Origin of the sequence: Pseudomonas sp. Root401, from assembly GCF_001425105.1 — a bacterium.
Taxonomy (GTDB): domain Bacteria; phylum Pseudomonadota; class Gammaproteobacteria; order Pseudomonadales; family Pseudomonadaceae; genus Aquipseudomonas; species Aquipseudomonas brassicacearum.
Genome location: NZ_LMDO01000065.1, coordinates 170,759 through 190,928 on the forward strand (window position 1 = coordinate 170,759; position 20,170 = coordinate 190,928).

General features: G+C 61.5%; 21 protein-coding genes. 15 read left to right on the plus strand and 6 right to left on the minus strand.

Annotated features, from left to right (window positions below; translation table 11 throughout):
* Window positions 1–1,245: 1,245 nt before the first annotated feature.
* Genes ASC85_RS29620 through aroC form a run of 3 tightly spaced genes read right to left on the minus strand, consistent with a single transcriptional unit; the run spans window position 1,246 to window position 4,085 of the window.
* Window positions 1,246–1,779 carry an acireductone dioxygenase gene (locus tag ASC85_RS29620; RefSeq protein ID WP_057452445.1) on the minus strand — a complete coding sequence of 178 codons (534 nt, stop codon included), beginning with the start codon at window positions 1,777–1,779 and terminating at the stop codon, window positions 1,246–1,248.
* Between the two features lie 34 nt (window positions 1,780–1,813).
* Window positions 1,814–2,959: an MFS transporter gene (locus tag ASC85_RS29625; protein ID WP_057452446.1), complete on the minus strand. Its 1,146-nt coding sequence runs from the start codon at window positions 2,957–2,959 to the stop codon at window positions 1,814–1,816.
* Between the two features lie 34 nt (window positions 2,960–2,993).
* The gene (aroC, locus tag ASC85_RS29630) at window positions 2,994–4,085 is read right to left on the minus strand and encodes a chorismate synthase (protein ID WP_057452447.1); all 1,092 of its coding nucleotides are present in this window, start codon (window positions 4,083–4,085) and stop codon (window positions 2,994–2,996) included.
* 142 nt (window positions 4,086–4,227) lie between these two features.
* Between aroC and ASC85_RS29635 the strand changes: the two genes are divergently transcribed.
* Window positions 4,228–5,193: an alpha/beta hydrolase gene (locus ASC85_RS29635; RefSeq protein ID WP_057452448.1), complete on the plus strand. Its 966-nt coding sequence runs from the start codon at window positions 4,228–4,230 to the stop codon at window positions 5,191–5,193.
* A 110-nt stretch (window positions 5,194–5,303) separates the two neighbouring features.
* On the plus strand, window positions 5,304–6,092 hold the full coding sequence (locus tag ASC85_RS29640; RefSeq protein ID WP_003204489.1) for an N-acetyltransferase: 789 nt from the start codon (window positions 5,304–5,306) through the stop codon (window positions 6,090–6,092).
* A gap of 196 nt (window positions 6,093–6,288) precedes the next feature.
* Here ASC85_RS29640 and prmB read toward each other — a convergent pair whose 3' ends face one another.
* Complete coding sequence (gene prmB / locus ASC85_RS29645; RefSeq protein ID WP_003204491.1) at window positions 6,289–7,197, minus strand: 50S ribosomal protein L3 N(5)-glutamine methyltransferase; 909 nt, start codon at window positions 7,195–7,197, stop codon at window positions 6,289–6,291.
* A 254-nt stretch (window positions 7,198–7,451) separates the two neighbouring features.
* Between prmB and ASC85_RS29650 the strand changes: the two genes are divergently transcribed.
* From ASC85_RS29650 to ASC85_RS29670, 5 genes are all read left to right on the plus strand, one after another.
* Window positions 7,452–8,042, plus strand: a complete 591-nt coding sequence (locus ASC85_RS29650; RefSeq protein WP_003204493.1) for a cysteine hydrolase family protein — start codon at window positions 7,452–7,454, stop codon at window positions 8,040–8,042.
* 130 nt (window positions 8,043–8,172) lie between these two features.
* Window positions 8,173–8,493 (plus strand): hypothetical protein, encoded by a 321-nt coding sequence (locus ASC85_RS29655; RefSeq protein WP_057452449.1) that lies wholly within the window; start codon window positions 8,173–8,175, stop codon window positions 8,491–8,493.
* A gap of 74 nt (window positions 8,494–8,567) precedes the next feature.
* A complete protein-coding gene (locus tag ASC85_RS29660) occupies window positions 8,568–9,125 on the plus strand; it encodes a Smr/MutS family protein (protein WP_003204497.1) in 558 nt (185 codons plus the stop codon).
* 77 nt (window positions 9,126–9,202) lie between these two features.
* Window positions 9,203–9,748: a GTP cyclohydrolase I FolE gene (gene folE / locus ASC85_RS29665; RefSeq protein ID WP_003204506.1), complete on the plus strand. Its 546-nt coding sequence runs from the start codon at window positions 9,203–9,205 to the stop codon at window positions 9,746–9,748.
* Between the two features lie 104 nt (window positions 9,749–9,852).
* Window positions 9,853–10,224 carry a glutathione S-transferase N-terminal domain-containing protein gene (locus ASC85_RS29670; RefSeq protein ID WP_057452469.1) on the plus strand — a complete coding sequence of 124 codons (372 nt, stop codon included), beginning with the start codon at window positions 9,853–9,855 and terminating at the stop codon, window positions 10,222–10,224.
* 144 nt (window positions 10,225–10,368) lie between these two features.
* Here ASC85_RS29670 and ASC85_RS29675 read toward each other — a convergent pair whose 3' ends face one another.
* Window positions 10,369–11,535 carry an aminotransferase-like domain-containing protein gene (locus tag ASC85_RS29675; RefSeq protein ID WP_057452450.1) on the minus strand — a complete coding sequence of 389 codons (1,167 nt, stop codon included), beginning with the start codon at window positions 11,533–11,535 and terminating at the stop codon, window positions 10,369–10,371.
* Between the two features lie 82 nt (window positions 11,536–11,617).
* Here ASC85_RS29675 and ASC85_RS29680 point away from each other — a divergent pair, with 82 nt between their 5' ends.
* The 3 genes from ASC85_RS29680 (at window position 11,618) to ASC85_RS29690 (ending at window position 14,479) form a co-directional block, all read left to right on the plus strand.
* Window positions 11,618–12,064 (plus strand): MarR family winged helix-turn-helix transcriptional regulator, encoded by a 447-nt coding sequence (locus ASC85_RS29680; RefSeq protein WP_057452451.1) that lies wholly within the window; start codon window positions 11,618–11,620, stop codon window positions 12,062–12,064.
* 376 nt (window positions 12,065–12,440) lie between these two features.
* Window positions 12,441–13,790 carry an NCS2 family permease gene (locus ASC85_RS29685; RefSeq protein ID WP_057452452.1) on the plus strand — a complete coding sequence of 450 codons (1,350 nt, stop codon included), beginning with the start codon at window positions 12,441–12,443 and terminating at the stop codon, window positions 13,788–13,790.
* 62 nt (window positions 13,791–13,852) lie between these two features.
* Window positions 13,853–14,479, plus strand: coding sequence for a LysE family translocator (locus ASC85_RS29690; protein WP_057452453.1), 627 nt, complete (start codon window positions 13,853–13,855; stop codon window positions 14,477–14,479).
* 204 nt (window positions 14,480–14,683) lie between these two features.
* On the opposite strand, the gene uraH is transcribed toward ASC85_RS29690, so the two are convergent.
* Window positions 14,684–15,037 (minus strand): hydroxyisourate hydrolase, encoded by a 354-nt coding sequence (gene uraH, locus ASC85_RS29695; protein WP_057452454.1) that lies wholly within the window; start codon window positions 15,035–15,037, stop codon window positions 14,684–14,686.
* A gap of 413 nt (window positions 15,038–15,450) precedes the next feature.
* Between uraH and puuE the strand changes: the two genes are divergently transcribed.
* The 5 genes from puuE to ASC85_RS29720 all read left to right on the plus strand — a co-directional run bounded on the left by puuE (window position 15,451) and on the right by ASC85_RS29720 (window position 19,949).
* Window positions 15,451–16,377: an allantoinase PuuE gene (gene puuE, locus ASC85_RS29700; RefSeq protein ID WP_014339675.1), complete on the plus strand. Its 927-nt coding sequence runs from the start codon at window positions 15,451–15,453 to the stop codon at window positions 16,375–16,377.
* Window positions 16,374–16,889: a 2-oxo-4-hydroxy-4-carboxy-5-ureidoimidazoline decarboxylase gene (uraD, locus tag ASC85_RS29705; protein ID WP_057452455.1), complete on the plus strand. Its 516-nt coding sequence runs from the start codon at window positions 16,374–16,376 to the stop codon at window positions 16,887–16,889. The genes puuE and uraD overlap by 4 nt, the downstream gene beginning before the upstream one ends.
* Window positions 16,890–16,956: 67 nt before the next feature.
* Window positions 16,957–17,952 carry an allantoicase gene (gene alc, locus ASC85_RS29710; RefSeq protein WP_003204527.1) on the plus strand — a complete coding sequence of 332 codons (996 nt, stop codon included), beginning with the start codon at window positions 16,957–16,959 and terminating at the stop codon, window positions 17,950–17,952.
* A 140-nt stretch (window positions 17,953–18,092) separates the two neighbouring features.
* Window positions 18,093–18,596, plus strand: coding sequence for an ureidoglycolate lyase (locus tag ASC85_RS29715; protein ID WP_024618504.1), 504 nt, complete (start codon window positions 18,093–18,095; stop codon window positions 18,594–18,596).
* Between the two features lie 51 nt (window positions 18,597–18,647).
* Window positions 18,648–19,949 (plus strand): urate hydroxylase PuuD, encoded by a 1,302-nt coding sequence (locus tag ASC85_RS29720; RefSeq protein WP_057452456.1) that lies wholly within the window; start codon window positions 18,648–18,650, stop codon window positions 19,947–19,949.
* The last annotated feature ends 221 nt before the right edge of the window (window positions 19,950–20,170 follow it).

Sequence of the window (20,170 nt, forward strand, 5' to 3'; positions counted from 1 at the left end):
AACACCTGTCGGCACTACGTGCCGACGATGTTTTTATCGGTTTTTACACACTCTGGGCCCAGCGCGGCTATCCCGGCATCCATGCCGGGATGCCCACTCCACAACGCCTGCGTTCGGCCAGCGTGGTTAACGGGGCGCCCGAGATCAACGTCCACCGCGAGGCGGCCTAACAGCCGACCTGATTTAGGGTGATCGCGTTTCCGCTGTGGGAGCGAGCCTGCTCGCGAAGAGGCCGGCACATCCAATATCTTCATTGGCTGTGAAACCGCCTTCGCGAGCAGGCTCGCTCCCACAGGAAAAACGCGTTCGCAAAAAAGCCAGGTCGGCTGTCAGGCCGCCTCGATTTTGATTTTGATTTTGATTTTGATCTGGGGCGCCCCGTTAAACCACGCTGGCTGAACGAAGGTATTGCGCAGTGGGCAACCCGGCATGGATGCCGGGTTAGCCGCGCTGGGCCATGGATGGCCCTTCGCGGCGGCCCACGNGCCAGCGTGGTTAACGGGGCGCCCGAGATCAACGTCCACCGCGAGGCGGCCTAACAGCCGACCTGATTTAGGGTGATCGCGTTTCTCCTGTGGGAGCGGGCTTGCTCGCGAAGGGGCCGGAGCATTCAACATATTCATCGCCTGTGCCGCCGTCTTCGCGAGCGAGCTCGCTCCCACACTGGGTCGACGACGATCTACAGATTTTTGGCCACTGCAAATCCCTGTGGGAGCGAGCTTGCTCGCGATGGCAGTGGATCAGCTTGCATCAGCCTTGGATGTACCGCCGTCTTCGCGAGCAGGCTCGCTCCCACAATGGGATCGGAGTACGACCGGGAGAACCAGGCCGGCTGTCAGGCCGCCTCGCGAGCAAGCTTTGCTCCCACAGGTCCTGCTCAAACAGATCTGATGGGTGTACGACCAGGAGAACCAGGTCGGCTACTAGGCCGCCTCGGGGCGGACGTTGATCTCGGGCGCCCCGTTAACCACGATGGCCGAACGCAGGCATTGMKCMGTGGGCATCCCGGCATGGATGCCGGGATAGCCGCGCTGGGCCATGGATGGCCCTTCGCGGCGGCCCACGGAGCAATGCCGGAGTGAGGGCATGCCGAGCCTARGCGAGGCACCGAGTGGTGGGGCAAGAGCCCATGCTTACTTTTGCGCTTTTCAAAAGTGAGCCGCCGTCAGGGCGGAACCCCAAGTAGCCGTTACCGCAGCAACGGATATACACACCAAAAAAACCTCATGGCACCACCAAAGCAGGTCAATCCTCCAAACGCGGAAACCGCCGAGCAATATCATCCCCCGTAACCTCAGCAACCAACCCCTGCAAATCACCAGACAAACGAATCGTAACGAAATGCGGCCGCTCCCCCCTGTCAAACCAATGCGGCATACCAGCAGGCACCGTTATCAAGTCGCTCCTTTCACACAGCACCGCATAGACATAATCCCCAACGTGCAGGTTAAACAAGCCACGACCGGCAACGAAAAACCGCACCTCATCCTGGCTATGGCAATACTCATCGAGCTCCCCAGCCTGTTCCGGCTGATCGCTGCTGACACTGACAACATCGACCCCAACATAGCCCCGCTCAGTCATCAACCCGTCGATCTGAGCCTGGTAAGCCGCGATGATGTCCTCCTCACTGGCACCCGGCTGGATTTTCACCGCCGCTTCCCAACGGGCAAAGTGAATACCTTGCTCAGCCAACGTCGCGGCAATGTCCTCAAAGTGGGTCAACACCTTGTTCGGAATATCAGGGCTCGAGACGTGATAGACGGACAGGCTGCTCATGACAAAGGCTCCAGCAAATTAATGGTTCGAAGGCTCATGGCCGGTCCTCTTGCATACGTATGGCAATGATAACGGCTGCCGCGAAAGCCGCGAGGCTGGCTAGGCTGAATGTCCAACTGGCACCCAAGGCGTTCCAGCTGTAGCCGGAGTACAACGCGCCCAAGGCCCCGCCCGTGCCGGCCAGCGCCGCATACAGCGCCTGCCCCTGGCCTTGCTGGCGAGGACCGAAGCTGCGTTGCACGAAATGGATGGCGGCGGCGTGAAAGCTGCCGAAGGTCGCCGCGTGCAGCACCTGGGCGAACAACAATACCCAGAGAAACTCGGCCAGCGAGCCCAACAACAACCAGCGTAACGCCGCCAGCAGGAAACTCGCCAGCAGCACCCGGCGCACGGAAAACCGCGCCAGGATCCGGCTCATCAGCAGGAAGACCAAAACTTCCGCCACCACGCCGAGGGCCCAGAGCAGGCCGATCAGCCCGCGACTGTAGCCCAGGTGTTCGAGGTGCAAGGTCAGGAAGGTGTAATACGGCCCGTGGCTCACCTGCATCAGGCCCACACAGGTGTAGAACGCCAGCACGCCAGGGTTGCGCAGTTGCCGCACAAACCCCTCCCCCGCGACCCGCGGCCCCTGCAGCGGCTGGGCGTTGGGCACCCAAAAGCTGGCGAGGACGATGCCAGCCATGATCAGCACCAGCGCCACCGGGTAGATGTCCAGGCTCAGCCATTCGAACAACCGGCCGAGCACCACCACGGTGATGATGAAACCGATGGAACCCCACAGGCGAATCTGGCTGTAGCGCGAGGCCTGCCCGCCCAGATGGGCCAGGGTAATGACTTCGAACTGCGGCAACACCGCGTGCCAGAAAAACGCATGCAGCGCCATGACCATCGCCAGCCAGGCGTAGCTTTTATCGATGAAGATCAGCGAGAAGGCCAGCAGCGTGCAGATCGCGCCAAACCGTACGATCGCGAGGCGCCGGCCGGTGTAATCCCCCAGCCAGCCCCAGATGTTCGGCGCCACGCAGCGCATCAGCATGGGAATCGCCACCAGCTCGCCGATGCGCGCCGCGTTGAATCCCAGGTGATCGAAATACAGCGCCAGGAACGGCGCCGTCGAACCGAGCAGCGCGAAATAGAACAGATAGAAACTGGAGAGCCGCCAGTACGGCAGTGCCGCCACGGCCGTCAGGCCACGGCGGTCGGCAGGCCAACCATCAAAGCTGCCCCAGCACCGGAGTGCTGACGCGAACGTCGGCGTTCTGGCCGCGATGACGCAGCAGGTGATCCATCAGCACGATCGCCATCATCGCTTCGGCGATGGGCGTGGCACGGATGCCGACGCACGGGTCATGACGGCCTTTGGTGATGACGTCCACCGGGTTGCCATGTATGTCGATGGAGCGGCCCGGCGTGGTGATGCTGGACGTCGGCTTCAAGGCCAGGTGCGCCACGATCGGCTGGCCCGAGGAAATGCCGCCAAGGATGCCGCCGGCATTGTTGCTCAGGAAACCTTGCGGGGTCAGTTCGTCACGGTGCTCGGTGCCGCGCTGGGCGACACAGGCGAAACCGGCGCCGATCTCCACGCCTTTCACCGCGTTGATGCTCATCAGCGCGTGGGCCAGCTCGGCGTCGAGGCGGTCGAAGATCGGCTCGCCAAGGCCGGGCATCACCCCTTCGGCGACCACGGTGATCTTCGCGCCGACCGAATCCTGGTCCCGGCGCAGTTGATCCATGTAGGCCTCGAGTTCCGGCACCTTGTCCGGGTCGGGGCAGAAGAAGGCGTTCTGCTCCACCGAGTCCCAGGTCTTGAACGGGATTTCGATGGGGCCCAACTGGCTCATGTAGCCACGAATCACAATGCCCTGGCTGGCCAGGTACTTCTTGGCAATCGCCCCGGCCGCCACGCGCATGGCGGTTTCCCGCGCCGAGCTGCGACCGCCGCCACGGTAGTCGCGCTCACCGTATTTGTGGTGGTAGGTGTAGTCGGCGTGGGCCGGGCGGAACAGGTCCTTGATGGCCGAGTAGTCCTTGGACTTCTGGTCGGTGTTGCGGATCAACAGGCCGATGGCGCAGCCGGTGGTGCGCCCTTCGAACACGCCGGACAGGATTTCGACTTCATCGGCTTCCTGGCGCTGGGTGGTGTGGCGGCTGGTGCCGGGCTTGCGCCGGTCCAGGTCACGTTGCAGGTCCTCCAGGGAAATCTCCAGGCCCGGCGGGCAGCCGTCGACAATGGCGACCAACGCCGGGCCATGGCTTTCGCCCGCGGTGGTGACAGTGAACAGCTTGCCGTAGGTATTGCCGGACATGCAGGGTGCTCCGTGAAATCGCTGAGAGACTCAACCTTGGATTCGTAATGCGCGCCAGTATACGCAGGCTCCCCGCGTAGTTCATCCTCGAACCTTATCGGCGACCACCAGTCCAACCGGCACCTTCGCAACTAATGGCGTGATGATGTTAAAGCTGCTTGCCTTAAGCCTTACCTTGTTCACCGGCCTGTTTTGCGGCCTGGCTCAGGCCACGGTGCTGCAACGCCCGATCAGCCTCGACACCGGCAGTGGTGAGCTTTTCGGCTCGTTGCTACTGCCCAAGTCCGACACGCCGGTGCCGGTTGTCCTGATCATTTCCGGGTCAGGTCCTACGGATCGCGACGGCAACAACCCCGAGGGCGGGCGCAACGACAGCCTCAAGCGCCTGGCCTGGGTCCTGGCCAGACACAACATCGCCAGCGTGCGCTATGACAAACGCGGCGTAGCGGCCAGCCTCGCGGCGACACCGGACGAGCGCAACCTGAGCGTCGAGGCCTATGTGGCCGATGCCGTGGCCTGGAGCCACAAGCTCGCCGCCGATCCGCGACTGGGCCCGTTGATCCTGCTGGGCCACAGTGAAGGCGCGTTGATCGCCAGCCTCGCCGCGCCCCTGGCCAATGCAGCGGCGGTGATTTCGCTGTCTGGCAGTGCCCGGCCGATCGACCAAGTACTGCGTCAACAATTGAGCAACCGCCTGCCACCGCCGCTGATGTTGCGCAGCAACGAGCTGCTCGACAGCCTCAAGGCCGGTCGACTCGACGACAACGTGCCGGCGCAACTGCAGGTCATTTTCCGCCCCAGCGTACAGCCCTACCTGATCTCGTTGTTCCGCCAGGACCCGGCCCGGGCCTTCGCGGCGTTGAAGATGCCGGCCTTGATCATCCAGGGCAGCAACGATATCCAGGTCAGCGTCGATGACGCCAGGCAGTTGAAAGCCGCCAAGCCCGACGCCGAACTGGCGCTGATCGAGGGCATGAACCACGTGATGCGCATCGTGCCCAACGACGTGAAACGGCAACTGGCGTCCTACAAGGATCCCAACCTGCCCTTGGCGGCCGAGCTCGGTACGCGGATTCTGCGTTTTATTGACTCGTTAGCCGCCCGTTGAGCGGTTTTAGTGGCAACTGGCCCTCCAGTCCTGGCAAAAACGGCCGATAGCCCAGTGTCGGGCAGCGCTATGGCTGCCGACCCGCCGGCCTGGACAGGATTTTTGCCGTTATGACTGAAACTGAAACTTCCCCCAACACTGCTGCCGAAGCCCCCGCCTCGCCTGCGGTGGAGCTGCCGTGGGCCGACGTGCATACCGAGCATCACAAAATGCTCCGGCTGGCGCCGCTCAAGACCGACCGCGCCACCGGTGTGCGGCCGCTGCGGTTTGTCGAGTTCAGCTATGTCGAGCGCCACAGCAAGGAACGCAGCCTGCTGCGCATGAGCATCCAGTTGCCGAACCAGCGCGTGCGCAAGGAACAGAATCACCTGGACGTCTGGGCCGACCACGTCGAGAAACGCCTGTTTTTTTCCCCGGACAACCTGCAAGTCGAGCCGTCCAACCGTGGCATTGGCCGTTTCCTCGCGGCCCAGGGTATCACCTGGGCCAAGAAACGCTGGTCGGCCTACCGGGTAGACGGCACCGACTTGGATAACAAGGACGCCCTGAACGAAGACACTCGCCTGCGCCGCGACCGTTTTCTCAAGGCTCAAGGTTTCGAGGTGGTCTACGCCGACGCCCAGCACCTCAAGGGCAGCGTCAAGCCAACCCACGTTGGCGATCTGCTCGGGGACTGGAACACCGAGAAGCTGCAGTTCGTGGAAATCCTTGAAGCGGCGCAGATGCTGCAACAAGCCGAGCAGAACCTGGCGGAACAGGAAGTCAAACTCAAGCAGCAGGAAGAAAAGGTCACCAAGTTCAAGCGCGAAGACGCCGGCCTGCGCTTCACCATCACCTGCCTGGTGGCCTTCGCCATGTTCCAGGCGGGGTTGCTGATCTGGATTGCGACGCGGCATTAAGCCCGACAGCGCCTGAACAACCCTGTGGGAGCGAGCTTGCTCGCGATAGTGCTGTAGGAGCTGGCGAAGCCTGCGATCTTTTGATCTTTCGCTTGAGACTCAAGTGTTAGGGGAAAGATCGCAGCCTCGTTTCACTCGACAGCTCCTACAGGCCCAGCGGGAGCAAGCTCCCTAGCCACAAAAGTGGTCGCAGCGATCAAACCCGCGAAGCAAACAACCCCTGGTGCTGGCGGCACTGTTCGGCGCTGAGCATGAACACGCCATGGCCGCCGCGTTCGAAGTCGAGCCAGGCGAAATCGACTTCCGGGTACAACGCCTCGACGTGCACCTGGCTGTTGCCCACCTCGACAATCAACAATCCCTTCTCGGTCAGATGATCGGCCGCCTCGGCCAGCATCCGGCGCACCAGGTTCAAGCCGTCATCGCCACAGGCCAGGCCCAGCTCCGGCTCGTGCTGGTATTCCTGCGGCATGTCGGCGAAATCTTCTGCATCGACGTAGGGCGGGTTCGACACGATCAAGTCGAAACGTTGCCCCGGCAGACCGTCGAAACCGTCGCCCTGGACCGTGAACACGCGCTCATCGACGCCATGGCGCTCGATGTTCTGGTTGGCCACTTCCAGCGCTTCGAACGACAGATCGGCCAGCACCACCTCGGCCTCCGGGAACTCATAGGCACAAGCGATGCCGATGCAGCCGGAACCGGTGCACAGATCAAGAATCCGCGCCGGTTCCTGGCCCAGCCACGGCTCGAAATGCTTTTCGATCAGTTCGCCGATGGGCGAGCGCGGAATGAGCACGCGCTCATCGACGATGAACGACATCCCGCAGAACCAGGCCTCACCCAACAAATAGGCGGTTGGCACACGCTCGGTGATACGCCGGCGCAGCAGGCGCTGCACATGGACCAACTCTTCGTCTTCAAGACGGCAGTCCAGGTAGCTGTCGGCAATTTCCCATGGCAGGTGCAATGCGCCCAACACCAGTTGCCGGGCTTCATCCCACGCATTGTCGGTGCCATGACCGAAAAACAGATCCTCCCCATGGAAACGGCTGACGGCCCAACGGATATGGTCGCGCAGGGTACGGAGACGGGAAGTGATCACGGCGGCAAACTCCAGAAAAATCGACGGGCGAGTCTACCAGCCAAACGCGGCCCCACCCAAACACGCCCCGATGACGAACGAAAAACCCCGGACCAATCGTAGGAATTATCCGTTTTTTGATCCGCCTATTGAACAAGACGAGCATCTTGACAAGGCTGTAGGCCAGCAACGGCGGCCCTTGCGATGGAAGCGATTCACAGAACCGCTCAGCCAGAGGACAATGTCGCAAAAGCCCCACTCGAAGGAGCCCCAGAATGTCCGTTCCAAAAACGATGTTTCAACTCAGCGGCCGTGGTTATGCAGCGGCCAACCTGAGTCAAGCGACCCTGATCATCATCGATGCCCAGAAAGAATACCTCGCCGGCCCCCTGGCCCTGAGCGGCATGGATGCAGCCGTCGCGAACATCAAGCAATTGCTCGGTGCGGCCCGTGCAGCCGGTCGGCCGATCGTGCATGTGCGCCACCTGGGCACCCATGGCGGGCTGTTCGATCCGCAAGGCGAGCGCGGGGAGTTCATTCCCGGCCTCGAACCCCAGGCCGACGAAACCGTGATCGAAAAGCTGCTGCCCAGCGCCTTCCACGGCACCGAGTTGAAAAAGCGCCTGGAAGACTTCGGCCCCCTGGACCTGATCGTGTGCGGGTTCATGAGCCACTCCAGCGTCAGCACCACGGTGCGCGCCGCCAAGAACCTGGGCTTTCGCTGCACCCTGGTGGAAGACGCCTGCGCCACCCGCGACCTGCCATACAAGGGCGGCGTCCTCAGCGCCGAGCACGTGCAACAGACCGAAATGGCGATCATGGCGGACAACTTCGCCACCCTGGCGTTGACCCGTGACTTCATCTGATTCGCCTTGATGAGCGGCCACTTTCGCCGCTCATCCGCAAAAGCCTCTCATTTGCCGCAATTGCCATACTGTCAGGAACAACCCGAACATCTTCCGGTCGAAGGGCCGATACCCATTGAGGAAGGTCGGAATGAAGTTATCCGATGGTTTTGACGCACGTCGCTTGCGGCCTAAAGGCCCAAGCAACTGGCGGTTTCGTTTTGGCGCGGCGATCGCTGCGCTTCTGGCAACACTCGGTGTACTGCTGGCCATGGCCGGTGCCGCCAGCCTGCTGGGCCGCCCGCCCGCACTGGGCGAGTTGAATGCCACACCAATGGGTTCGGCAATCATCCTGGCGATCGGACTTTTCGTGCTGTTGCTGGGCGTCTGGCTCTGGCGCCGCTGCCGCCGTCGTGCCCGCCAATCCCTGGAGCTGGCCATGGCTCCGCACCTGATGAAAAAGCACGACTGACCCGCCATCCGACGTTTTGTCGCGCCTGATCCCGCCAGAGTTGGGTAAACTGGCCGGCCTTCGCGGAGGCTGACATGCAAGACGACGACTTTTCCCTGTTCAAAAGTGCGATCCAGGGCGTAAAACCGATCAAGCACGACCGCGCCGAGACCGGCAAGCCCAAGGCCGATCGCGCGCAAATCGCCAAGCTGCGCCAGGCCGCCACCGTGCGCACCGACGCCACGACCGTGGATGGCTTGTCCGATCAGTTCGTGATCGACGTCGGGCCGGAAGACGAGTTGATGTGGGCGCGCGACGGAGTCCAGGAAAGCCAGATGCGCAAGCTGAAGGTCGGCCAGATCCCTTTCGAGGGCAGCCTCGACCTGCACGGCATGAGCGTCGAAAAAGCCCGGGAAACCCTTTGGGCATTCCTGGCCGAAGCCACCAAGTTCGAAATCCGCTGCGTGCGCGTCACCCATGGCAAAGCCGTGCGCCTGGACGGCAAGCGGCCGATGATCAAGAGCCACGTCAACACCTGGCTGCGCCAGCACCCACAAGTGCTGGGCTTCACCTCCTGCCAGGCAAAACACGGCGGCGCCGGGGCGGTCTACGTGATGCTCAAGCGCACCATGATGGAAGGCCGCGACGAATAGCCCTCGCTTGCCGAGCTTGCAGCGCCGTGTCCGCCACCGTACCCTTGCCCTTTGCGTAAAATCCCACAGGTAGTTTCATGTCTCTGGAACAGAATTACACCGCGATTCTCGGCCAACTGGGCGAGGACGTTTCCCGCGAGGGCCTGCTCGACACGCCCAAGCGTGCTGCCAAGGCCATGCAGTACCTCTGCCGCGGTTATGAACAGACCCTGGAAGAAGTCACCAACGGTGCCTTGTTCAGCTCCGACAACAGCGAGATGGTGCTGGTCAAGGACATCGAGTTGTACTCGTTGTGCGAACATCACCTGCTGCCTTTCATCGGCAAGGCCCATGTGGCCTACATCCCGAGCGGCAAGGTGCTGGGGCTGTCGAAAGTCGCGCGCATCGTCGACATGTATGCGCGTCGCCTGCAGATCCAGGAAAACCTCAGCCGCCAGATCGCCGATGCGGTCCAGCAAGTGACTGGCGCCCTGGGCGTGGCGGTGGTGATCGAGGCCAAGCACATGTGCATGATGATGCGCGGCGTGGAAAAGCAGAATTCCTCGATGATCACCTCGGTGATGCTCGGCGAGTTCCGGGAAAACGCCGCCACTCGCAGCGAATTCCTCAGCCTCATCAAGTAATCCGTCGCATGAAGAAAACCGGCATTGATCGCCGGTTTTTTTTCGCCTGCGAAAAATCAGGTAAGCTGCGCGCCCTCTTCTTTCCTGCCGCGAGGCTTAATACCGTGATCGTCAAAGCGCTTCGGGTTGGCTTGGGCCAGCTCATCATCTTCATCGACTTCATCACCCGCCCGAGCAAGAAACAGCGCCCGGCCGAGGCCCAGGCGCAGGTCGAGCAGGCCGCTCGCAGCCTGACGCTGTATCAATTCCATGCCTGCCCGTTCTGCGTGAAAACCCGCCGCACCCTGCGCCGCCTCAATGTGCCGGTGGCCCTGCGCGATGCGAAAAACAATGAGCAGGATCGCCAGACGCTGCTGGAGCAAGGCGGCCGGATCAAGGTGCCGTGCCTGCGGATTGAAGAAAATGGCGAGACCACCTGGATGTATGAGTCCAAGGTGATCATTGATTATCTGGATAAGCGGTTCTCGGCGGCCTGATAGTTTTCTGGTGTGACGACTGGCCTCATCGCGAGCAAGCTTTGCTCCCACAGGGGACCTTGGTGAACACTGGATTTGTATTCACCACTGTCCCTGTGGGAGCAAAGCTTGCTCGCGATGGAGCCAGTCCAGTCACCACATAAGTCAGGCTGCTTTTACCGCCAACGCCTCCCGCACCACCCCCGCCAACCGCTTGAGCCCTTCATCCAACCGCGCCGGGTCGATGTGGCTGAAGTTCAAGCGCAAGTGCCCCAGGTGCTGGTCCGGCTCCGGAAAAAACGGTTCCCCCGGCATGAACGCAACGTCGGCCGCCAGCGCGGCGGGGAGCAAGGTGCGGGTGTCCAGCGGTTGCCTGAGAGTCAGCCAGAAAAACAACCCACCCTGGGGCACGTTCCAGTCCGCGATGTCGGCAAAATGCTTGTGCAGCGCCGCCTGAAAGCGGTCGCGACGATCCCGATAGAAATCCCTCAACTCGCTCAAATGGTTGCGGTACTGCTCGGTGCCGATCCATTGCAGCGCCTGCCATTGGCCGATGCGATTGGTGTGCAGGTCCGCCGACTGCTTGAGCCGCAACAGGTGCGGGAACAAATCCGGGCTGGCAATCAGGTAGCCCACCCGTAGCCCCGGCAACAGGGTTTTCGACACGGTGCCGGTGTAGATCCAGCTGGCCTTCTTCAAGCGACTGACAATCGGCGTGGCACTGCCGCCATCGAACGTCAGCTCGCGGTAGGGTTCGTCCTCGATCAGGGTCACGTCGAACTCGTCCAACAGCGCCGCCACCGCATCGCGCTTGACCTCGCTGTAGCGCACCGCCGAGGGATTCTGAAACGTCGGGATCAGGTAGATGAACGCCGGCCGATGCTGCTCCAGCCGAGCCCGCAACTGTTTCAAGTCCGGGCCGTCGGCCTCCAGGGGCACGGTGATGCAGTCGGCGCCGAACAGTTGGAAAATCTGCAACGCCGCCAGATAGGTCGGCGCTTCGAGCATCACTTGCGTGCCGACGTCGATGTGCAGCTTGGCCGCCAGGTCGAGGGTTTGCTGGGAGCCGCTGACCACCAGCACCTGGTTCGCCTCACAGGCCACACCCAGCGCCCGCGCCTGGGCCGCCAGGGCTTCGCGCAGGGCGGGTTCGCCTTCGCTCATGCCGTACTGGCCCATGGACAACGGCATGGCCGCCCATTCCACTTTCGGCAGCATGGCTTCGGCCGGCAGGCCGCCGGCGAACGACATCACTTCAGGGCGCTGCGCCGCCGCGAGGATTTCTCGAATCAGAGAACTTTTGAGGCGCGAGACACGTTCGGAAAAAGCCATGGAGGTCACCTGTAGCGGGGCACGGGAAGAATGAGTCAAACTGGTTGACCGAAATTACGCCGACCTCTGTGGATACGTCAATATGCTTGACCTTAAAAACCCGACTTCCCAACAAATGGCCATGGAAGCGTTCTTCTTCGGTTACCAGGCGTTCACCGCCAAGGCCGATGAAATGCTCGAGCGCCGCGGGTTGAGCCGGGTGCACCAGCGCATCGTTTTTTTCATCGCCCGCTACCCGTCATTGAGCGTGAAGGAATTGCTGGCGGTGCTCGGGGTGAGCAAGCAGGCGCTGAACATGCCGTTGCGGCAATTGATGGAAATGCACCTGGTGAACAGCGTCGCGTCCGAGACCGACAAGCGCAAGCGACTGCTGGAACTGACGGCCGAGGGCGAGCGCTTCGAGCAGGCGTTGCGGCGTGAGCAGGTGAAATTGCTGGAGCGGGTGTTTGCCGAGGCCGGGGAAGCGGCGGTGGATGGGTGGTTGGCGGTGAATCTGGGGCTGGGAAAGGGTCAGGTGGCTGTCGACTGAGTTTCCTCTGCAAGCTGTGTATTGCCCGGTCTATCGCCATCGCGGGCAAGCCTTGCTCCCACAGAGGGTCTCAGCGGACACCTGCTGGAAGCAAAACTGTTCCCACGGAGGGCCAGTGAACAGCCGTTGTGGGAGCAAAGCTTGCTCGCGATAGCGCCCTCAAGGTCGATATATCCCTATCGCCCGACATTTCGTCGACAACACAGAAAACATTATTTGCATTATTTGTATACAAAAGCATAATTCGCTTCGTGCGAGTTCCTGACCAACAGGTCAACATACTTCGCCAGCCTTACCTGCCTCAGCGCATCGCAGTCACCCCCAGGGGCGTGTGCGGTGCTGGAAATAACAATAAGACTCTTGAGGAGTACTCGCTGTGGAAAGCCGCAAACCCGAAGCCCGGACGCTGGACCTCTCGCCGCCACTACGCAGTGGCTGGCTGGAACGCCTCTTCAAACTCAGCTTGCACGGCACCACGGTGAAGACCGAGCTGATTGCCGGCCTGACGACGTTCATCACCATGGCCTACATCATCTTCGTCAACCCCAACATCATGGCCGACGCCGGCATCGATCACGGCGCCGCATTCGTCGCCACCTGCATCGCCGCCGCCCTGGGCTGCCTGCTGATGGGCCTGTACGCCAACTGGCCGGTGGGCCTGGCGCCAGGCATGGGCTTGAACGCCTTCTTCACCTACACCGTGGTCGGCACCATGGGCTACAACTGGGAAACCGCGTTGGGCGCGGTGTTCGTTTCCGGTGTGTTGTTCATGGTCCTGACCCTGTCACGGGTGCGGGAGTGGCTGCTCAACAGCATTCCAGTGAGCCTGCGGTTCGCCATGGGCGCGGGGGTCGGGTTGTTCCTCGGGCTGATCGGCCTGAAAACCGCCGGGATCATCGTCGACAGCCCCGCCACCCTGATCAAGCTCGGTTCGTTGCGCGAGCCCGGTCCATTGTTGGCCGCGGTGTGCTTCCTGATGATCGCCGTACTCAGTTATCACCGCGTGTTCGGCGCGATCCTGATCAGCATCATCGCCGTGACCCTGGCCGGTTGGGGCCTGGGATTGGTGCAGTACAACGGCGTCATGTCGACACCACCGAGCCTGGCCCCCACCTGGATGGCGATGGACGTGGCCGGTGTGTTCAACGTCAGCATGATCAGCGTGGTGCTGGCCTTCCTGTTCGTGCACATGTTCGACACCGCCGGCACCCTGATGGGCGTTGCCCAGCGCGCCGGCCTGGTGAAAGCCGATGGCAAGATCGAGAACCTGTCCCGCGCCTTGAAAGCCGACAGCGCTTCCAGCGTATTTGGCGCCATGGTCGGCGTGCCGCCGGTGACCAGCTACGTGGAAAGCGCCGCCGGTGTGGCGGCAGGTGGCCGGACGGGGCTTACCGCCGTGACCGTCGGTGTGCTATTTATTGCCGCCATGTTCTTCGCACCGCTGGCCGGGATGATCCCGGCCTACGCCACGGCCGGGGCCTTGATCTACGTTGCCATGCTGATGATGGGCGGCATGGCCCACATCGAATGGGACGAGGCGACCGACAGCATCCCGGCCATTGTCACGGCCATCATGATGCCCCTGACGTTCTCGGTCGCCGACGGTATCGCCCTGGGTTTCATCACCTATGTGGTGCTCAAGGCCGGCACCGGTAAACACAAGGAAATCTCCGTCAGCCTGTGGGTGCTCTGCGCGATCTTCATCGCCAAGTTCATCTTCTTGTAAGCGACACCGTATTCACCCGCCTCACCCAATGGGTGAGGCTTTTGTACATCAGGAGCAAAACAATGAATCTGGAAACCTGGCTGTTGTTCAGCGGCGCCGCCTTGGTGGTGATCCTCATCCCTGGCCCGTTGTCATTGTTGATGATCGGCAATAGCCTGAACTACGGCCTGCGCCGCTCGTATCCGGCGTTCCTGGGTGGGGTGATCGCGTCGATCTGCCTGCTGAGCGCCTCGGCGCTGGGGCTCGGTGCGTTGTTGATGGCGTCGGAGCAGTTGTTCAGTGCCCTGAAGATTGTCGGTGCCCTGTACCTGTTTTACCTGGCCTGGCAGAGCTGGCAGCAATCACGCCAACCGTCCCAAGGCGCCGACGTGCCCCAGGCCGCCGCCGTCCCGCGCTTTCGCGCCCTCTTTGGCCGGGCGTTCGTATTGGGCGCCAGCAACCCGAAAGACATCCTGTTCTTCGCCGCTTTCCTGCCGCAATTCTTGAGCACCGAACAAGCGTTCCTGCCACAACTGCTGATCATGATCGCCACCTGGACCGTACTCGACCTGCTGTGCAAATTGGCCTACGGCCTTGGTGCCCACGGCGCGGCGCGGTATCTGCGTACGGGTAAAGGCCAGGGCTGGTTCAACCGGGTCAGTGCCGGGTTGTTTGGCGGTGCGGGGGCGGCGTCCTTGTTGAGCCGCTAAAAAAGTAAAAGCAAAGCATCGCGAGCAGGCTCGCTCCCACAAAATCCAGTGTGGGAGCGAGCTTGCTCCGGGCGGCGATCCGACGATGAGTCCCTCCCTGCCCCCACATTCCCACGGACGAAAAAAAGCCCGCAGTGTGAGCGGGCGAAAAACCAAAGAAGCGCCATGCGCAGTCGCTTCCAGGACAAGGCAGCCGCTTGGGGGTCAGCTGCCCCGATAGGTGGAATAGGCGTAAGGCGAAATCAGCAGGGGTACGTGGTAATGATCCTGCTCGGCCGAAATGCCGAAGCGCAGCACCACCACATCCAGGAATGCCGGCTCGGACAACTGGACACCACGGGCGCGGTAGTAATCGCCGGCATGGAATTGAATCTGATAGACGCCCGAACGGTAGTCATCCCCTTGCAGCAGCGGCGCGTCGCAGCGACCGTCGCTGTTGGTCTGCGCGCTGGCGACCAGCTGCAGTTGCGAACCTTCCACTCGGTACAACTCGACCTTGATCGAGCTGCCCGGGCAGCCGTGTGCGGCATCCAAAACGTGAGTAGTCAAACGTCCCATTGATTGTGCGCGCCTCGCTGCTGTGCAGTCCGGCCCGACGCCTCCTGAATCAGTTGAAAGACAGGCCGCACCGTTTCGGAGCACGAAACGTCACGGCGATGAGCGAATTAAGACATTTTAAATGAAAATTGTACACAATAAAAAACAGATATTTAGTCCATGCGTGTTCCGACAAAGGTTCCTGCCCAATCTCAAGCCAAACCAACGGATACGCCATTCTTCCAGCCATTAATTGACCAGATGGGCAGGTTTCTTGCAGTGTAGACAAACCGGGGACGGCGGTGAAAAATGCAAAAAATCAGGCTTACAAATCGCACATAAAGTTGTATACAATCACTCCATCGTCGTGACGCCAGCCTATGATCCATCGCCAGGGCGCCACCCACATGGTTCGAACAAGAAGGAAAACTGCAGTGAGCGCTGACTACCCACGCGACCTGATCGGTTACGGCAGTAACCCTCCCCATCCCCAGTGGCCGGGCAATGCCCGCATCGCCCTGTCCTTCGTGCTCAATTACGAAGAAGGCGGCGAGCGCAACATCCTGCATGGCGACAAGGAATCCGAGGCGTTCCTCTCGGAGATGGTCGCGGCGCAACCGCTGCAAGGCGAGCGCAACATGAGCATGGAGTCGCTGTACGAGTATGGCAGCCGTGCCGGGGTCTGGCGGGTCCTCAAGCTGTTCAAGGAATTCGATATCCCGCTGACCATCTTCGCCGTGGCCATGGCCGCCCAGCGCCATCCTGACGTGATCCGCGCCATGGTTGCCGCCGGTCACGAAATCTGCAGCCACGGTTATCGCTGGATCGACTACCAATACATGGATGAGGCCCAGGAGCGCGAGCACATGCTCGAAGCGATCCGCATCCTCACCGAAATCACCGGCGAGCGTCCGCTGGGTTGGTACACCGGTCGCACCGGCCCCAATACCCGCCGGCTGGTCATGGAGGAAGGCGGTTTTCTCTATGACAGCGACACCTACGACGACGACCTGCCCTACTGGGAACCGAACACACCCAACGGCAAGCCGCACCTGGTGATCCCCTACACCCTCGACACCAACGACATGCGCTTCACCCAGGTGCAGGGTTTCAACAAGGGCGACGATTTCTTCCAATACCTCAAGGACGCCTTCGACGTGCTGTATGCCGAAGGCGCCGAAGCCCCCAAGATGCTCTCCATCGGCCTGCACTGCCGCCTGATCGGCCGCCCTGCCCGCCTCGCGTCCCTCAAGCGCTTCCTCGAATATGCCAAGGGTCATGAGCAGGTCTGGTTCAGCCGCCGCGTCGACATCGCCCGCCACTGGCAGCAGACGCACCCGTATCCGGAGGCTTCGAAATGACTGCCTTCCAGACCCTCAAGCCTTCCACCTTGAACCGCGAAGCGTTCGTCAAAGCCTTCGCTGATATCTATGAACATTCGCCATGGGTCGCCGAAAAGGCTTTCGACCTGGGCCAGGACCCGTCGATCGACCAGATCGAAACCCTGCACCAGCGCATGAGCGACATCCTGTTGAGCGCCGATCACGCCAGCCAACTGGCCCTGATCAACGCTCACCCGGACCTGGCCGGCAAAGCCGCCGTCCAGGGCCAACTGACCGAAGCCAGCACGAACGAACAGGCCGGCGCCGGTATTCACCAATGCTCGAGCGATGAGTTTCAGCGCTTCACCGAGCTGAACGATGCCTACAAGGCCAAGTTCAAGTTTCCCTTCATCATGGCGGTAAAAGGCAGCAACCGGCATCAGATCCTCGCGGCATTCGAAACGCGCATCCATCACTCGGTAGACACCGAATTCAAATGCGCGCTGGCAGAGATCAACAAGATCGCGTTGTTCCGATTACTGACCCTTTAGCGAGCAGCTTGGCCTTCGGGCTCCTGCAAGCATTCCCAGCCAACTTATTTAAAGGCAGACAAGAAGAATGAAAGCTTACGCCGTACCTTTCGAGAAGTTCGTCAACCTGGCCGACGCCCGCCTCGGCACCAAAATCATCTCGGTCACCGATGACTGGTTCGCCGACGCCAACCGTTTGTTCCAACCGACCCCGGCCGTATGGAAGGAGGGCGTGTTCGATGACAACGGCAAGTGGATGGACGGCTGGGAATCGCGGCGCAAGCGCTTCGAAGGCTACGACAGCGCGGTGATCCGCCTGGGTGTGGCCGGCTCGATCAAAGGCGTGGACATCGACACCTCATTCTTCACCGGTAACTACCCACCATCGGCCTCCCTGGAAGCCTGCTTCCTGACCGAAGGCGAGCCAGACGAAAACACCCAGTGGACTGAAGTGCTGTCGGCCGTCGAGTTACAAGGCAACAGCCACCACTACCACGAAATCAGTAACGACCAGGCCTTCAGCCACCTGCGCTTCAACATCTACCCCGATGGCGGCGTGGCCCGGTTGCGGGTCTATGGCATTCCGTACCGCGACTGGTCGGCCGTGGGCGACAATGAACAGATCGACCTGGCTGCCGCCCTCAATGGTGGCCGTGCCCTGGCCTGCTCCGACGAACACTTCGGCCGCATGAGCAACATCCTCAACCCCGGTCGTGGCGTCAACATGGGCGACGGCTGGGAAACCGCCCGTCGTCGTACCCCGGGCAATGACTGGGTGATCGTCGCCCTGGGCCATGCCGGCGAGGTCGAGAAAGTCATCGTCGACACCCTGCACTTCAAGGGCAACTACCCCGACAGTTGCTCGATCCAGGGCGCGTTCGTCAAGGGCGGCACCGACAGCCAGATCGAAACCCAGTCGCTGTTCTGGCGCGAGCTGCTGCCCAGCCAGAAACTGGAAATGCACGCCGAACATACCTTCGCCGAGCAGATCAAGGCCCTGGGGCCGATCACCCACATCCGCCTGAATGTGTTCCCGGATGGTGGCGTGAGTCGCCTGCGGGTGCTCGGTAAGGTGTCGAAATAAGATTGCGATGATCGTTCCCACGCTCTGCGTGGGAATGCATACCGTGACGCTCCGCGTCACAGTGGACGCGGAGCGTCCAGTGCCAGCGTTCCCACGCAGAGCGTGGGAACGATCAAACTCAAAAGATTAAGAAGACCAGCATGCGCACACTCAAGATCGAACCGTTGACCAAAGAAGCCTTCGCCCCGTTCGGTGACGTGATCGAAACCGACGGCAGCGATCACTTCATGATCAACAACGGTTCGACCATGCGCTTCCATCGCCTGGCGACGGTGGAAACCGCCACGCCGGACGACAAGGCGATCATCAGCATCTTCCGCGCCGACGCGCTGGACATGCCGCTGACCGTGCGCATGCTGGAGCGTCATCCGCTGGGCAGCCAGGCGTTCATTCCGCTGCTCGGCAACCCCTTTCTGATCGTGGTCGCGCCACTTGGCGATGCACCTGTATCAGGCTTGGTCCGCGCCTTCGTCACCAACGGCAGGCAGGGCATTAATTACCATCGCGGCGTCTGGCACCACCCGGTGCTGACGATCGAAAAGCGGGATGACTTCCTGGTGGTTGATCGCAGTGGCACAGGCAATAACTGCGATGAGCATTTTTTCAAAGAGGATGAGTACTTGATCCTCGCCCCCCACCAATAAGAGAAGGTCCGATCACGCGAAAACAAGCGTGACGGGCGAGAGGTAAAGACTGTGGAAGCACATATGCTGGAATGGCTGAACCTGAGCGTACGCTGGGTTCACATGATCACTGGCGTGGCCTGGATCGGCGCGTCGTTCTACTTCGTCTGGCTGGAAAACAACCTCAATCGCGTCAACCCCAGGAGCGGCCTGGCCGGCGACCTGTGGGCCATCCACGGTGGCGGCATCTACCACCTGGAAAAATACAAACTCGCGCCTCCCTCCATGCCGGACAACCTGCACTGGTTCAAATGGGAAGCCTACTTCACCTGGATGTCCGGCATCGCGCTGTTGTGCGTGGTGTTCTATTGGAATCCGACCGTCTACCTGCTGGCTCCCGGCAGCAGCCTGAGCGGCCCCGAAGGCGTCGCCCTGGGCCTCGGTTCGTTACTCGTCGGCTGGTTCGTCTATTCCTTTCTTTGCGACTCGGCCCTGGGCAAGCGCCCTGCCCTGCTCGGCTTGATCCTGTTCGTGCTGTTGATCGCCGCGGCCTACGGGTTCAGCAAGGTGTTCAGCGGTCGCGGTGCCTACCTGCATGTCGGGGCGGTCATCGGGACGATCATGGTCGGCAACGTGTTCCGCATCATCATGCCGGCCCAGCGTGCACTGGTGGCGGCCATCGCCGAGAACCGCACGCCCGATCCTGCACTGCCGGCCAAGGGTTTGTTGCGTTCGCGCCACAACAACTACTTCACCTTGCCGGTGCTGTTCATCATGATCAGCAACCATTTCCCCAGCACCTACGGCAGCCAGTACAACTGGCTGATCCTGGCCGGGATCGCCGTGGCGGCGGTGCTGGTGCGCCACTACTTCAACACGCGCCATGACAGCAACCGCTTTGCCTGGACGCTGCCAGTCGGTGCACTGGCGATGATCTGCCTGGCGTATGTAACAGGCCCCAAGCCCATGCCCACCGCACCGGAGGTGGCCAAGGCCCCTGGCGTGATCGAGTACCAACCGTTGCCGGAAACGGCAGTGGGTGGTGGCGCTAAACCGTCGACGGCCCCCGCCGCACCGGCCTCGGCGCCCACCCAGGCCGCCAGCGCCCAGGGCCCCTCGTTCGAGAAGGTCCACAGCGTGATCCAGGAACGCTGCTCGGTCTGCCACTCGGCCAAGCCCACCAGCCCGTTGTTCAGCGCCGCGCCGGGCGGGGTGATGTTCGACACCCCGCAGCAGATCCAGCAACAGGCCGCGCGCATCCAGGCCCAGGCCGTCACCAGCCAGATCATGCCATTGGGCAACATCACCCAGATGACCCAGCAGGAACGCGACCTGATCGGCGCGTGGATCAACCAGGGCGCGCGGACCAACTGAGCCGCGCCCCAAATTCGCCGCGAATGCGCCGTTGCAGGGCACTTGAACCCGTCAGGGCAAGCCCGTACCCTGCGCGGCCGTTCGCATCCGAGCACTGTAAAAAACCATCGAATCCTGACCGAGGCGCCAGCTTATCCCAGCATCACGGGGGATATCGGGTGTCCCTGGAAAACACCTTTTTCGACTGTTCCAAATAGCTGGACGAGCCTTTTTTGACCTTG

Excerpts from the sequence above, each read along its gene's own strand:
- ASC85_RS29620 (WP_057452445.1), bottom strand. The coding sequence starts at position 1,779 with ATGAGCAGCCTGTCCGTCTATCACGTCTCGAGCCCTGATATTCCGAAC.
- aroC (WP_057452447.1), bottom strand. The coding sequence starts at position 4,085 with ATGTCCGGCAATACCTACGGCAAGCTGTTCACTGTCACCACCGCGGGC.
- ASC85_RS29635 (WP_057452448.1), top strand. The coding sequence starts at position 4,228 with ATGATGTTAAAGCTGCTTGCCTTAAGCCTTACCTTGTTCACCGGCCTG.
- ASC85_RS29640 (WP_003204489.1), top strand. The coding sequence starts at position 5,304 with ATGACTGAAACTGAAACTTCCCCCAACACTGCTGCCGAAGCCCCCGCC.
- ASC85_RS29650 (WP_003204493.1), top strand. The coding sequence starts at position 7,452 with ATGTCCGTTCCAAAAACGATGTTTCAACTCAGCGGCCGTGGTTATGCA.
- ASC85_RS29655 (WP_057452449.1), top strand. The coding sequence starts at position 8,173 with ATGAAGTTATCCGATGGTTTTGACGCACGTCGCTTGCGGCCTAAAGGC.
- ASC85_RS29660 (WP_003204497.1), top strand. The coding sequence starts at position 8,568 with ATGCAAGACGACGACTTTTCCCTGTTCAAAAGTGCGATCCAGGGCGTA.
- folE (WP_003204506.1), top strand. The coding sequence starts at position 9,203 with ATGTCTCTGGAACAGAATTACACCGCGATTCTCGGCCAACTGGGCGAG.
- ASC85_RS29675 (WP_057452450.1), bottom strand. The coding sequence starts at position 11,535 with ATGGCTTTTTCCGAACGTGTCTCGCGCCTCAAAAGTTCTCTGATTCGA.
- ASC85_RS29680 (WP_057452451.1), top strand. The coding sequence starts at position 11,618 with ATGCTTGACCTTAAAAACCCGACTTCCCAACAAATGGCCATGGAAGCG.
- ASC85_RS29690 (WP_057452453.1), top strand. The coding sequence starts at position 13,853 with ATGAATCTGGAAACCTGGCTGTTGTTCAGCGGCGCCGCCTTGGTGGTG.
- uraH (WP_057452454.1), bottom strand. The coding sequence starts at position 15,037 with ATGGGACGTTTGACTACTCACGTTTTGGATGCCGCACACGGCTGCCCG.
- uraD (WP_057452455.1), top strand. The coding sequence starts at position 16,374 with ATGACTGCCTTCCAGACCCTCAAGCCTTCCACCTTGAACCGCGAAGCG.
- alc (WP_003204527.1), top strand. The coding sequence starts at position 16,957 with ATGAAAGCTTACGCCGTACCTTTCGAGAAGTTCGTCAACCTGGCCGAC.
- ASC85_RS29715 (WP_024618504.1), top strand. The coding sequence starts at position 18,093 with ATGCGCACACTCAAGATCGAACCGTTGACCAAAGAAGCCTTCGCCCCG.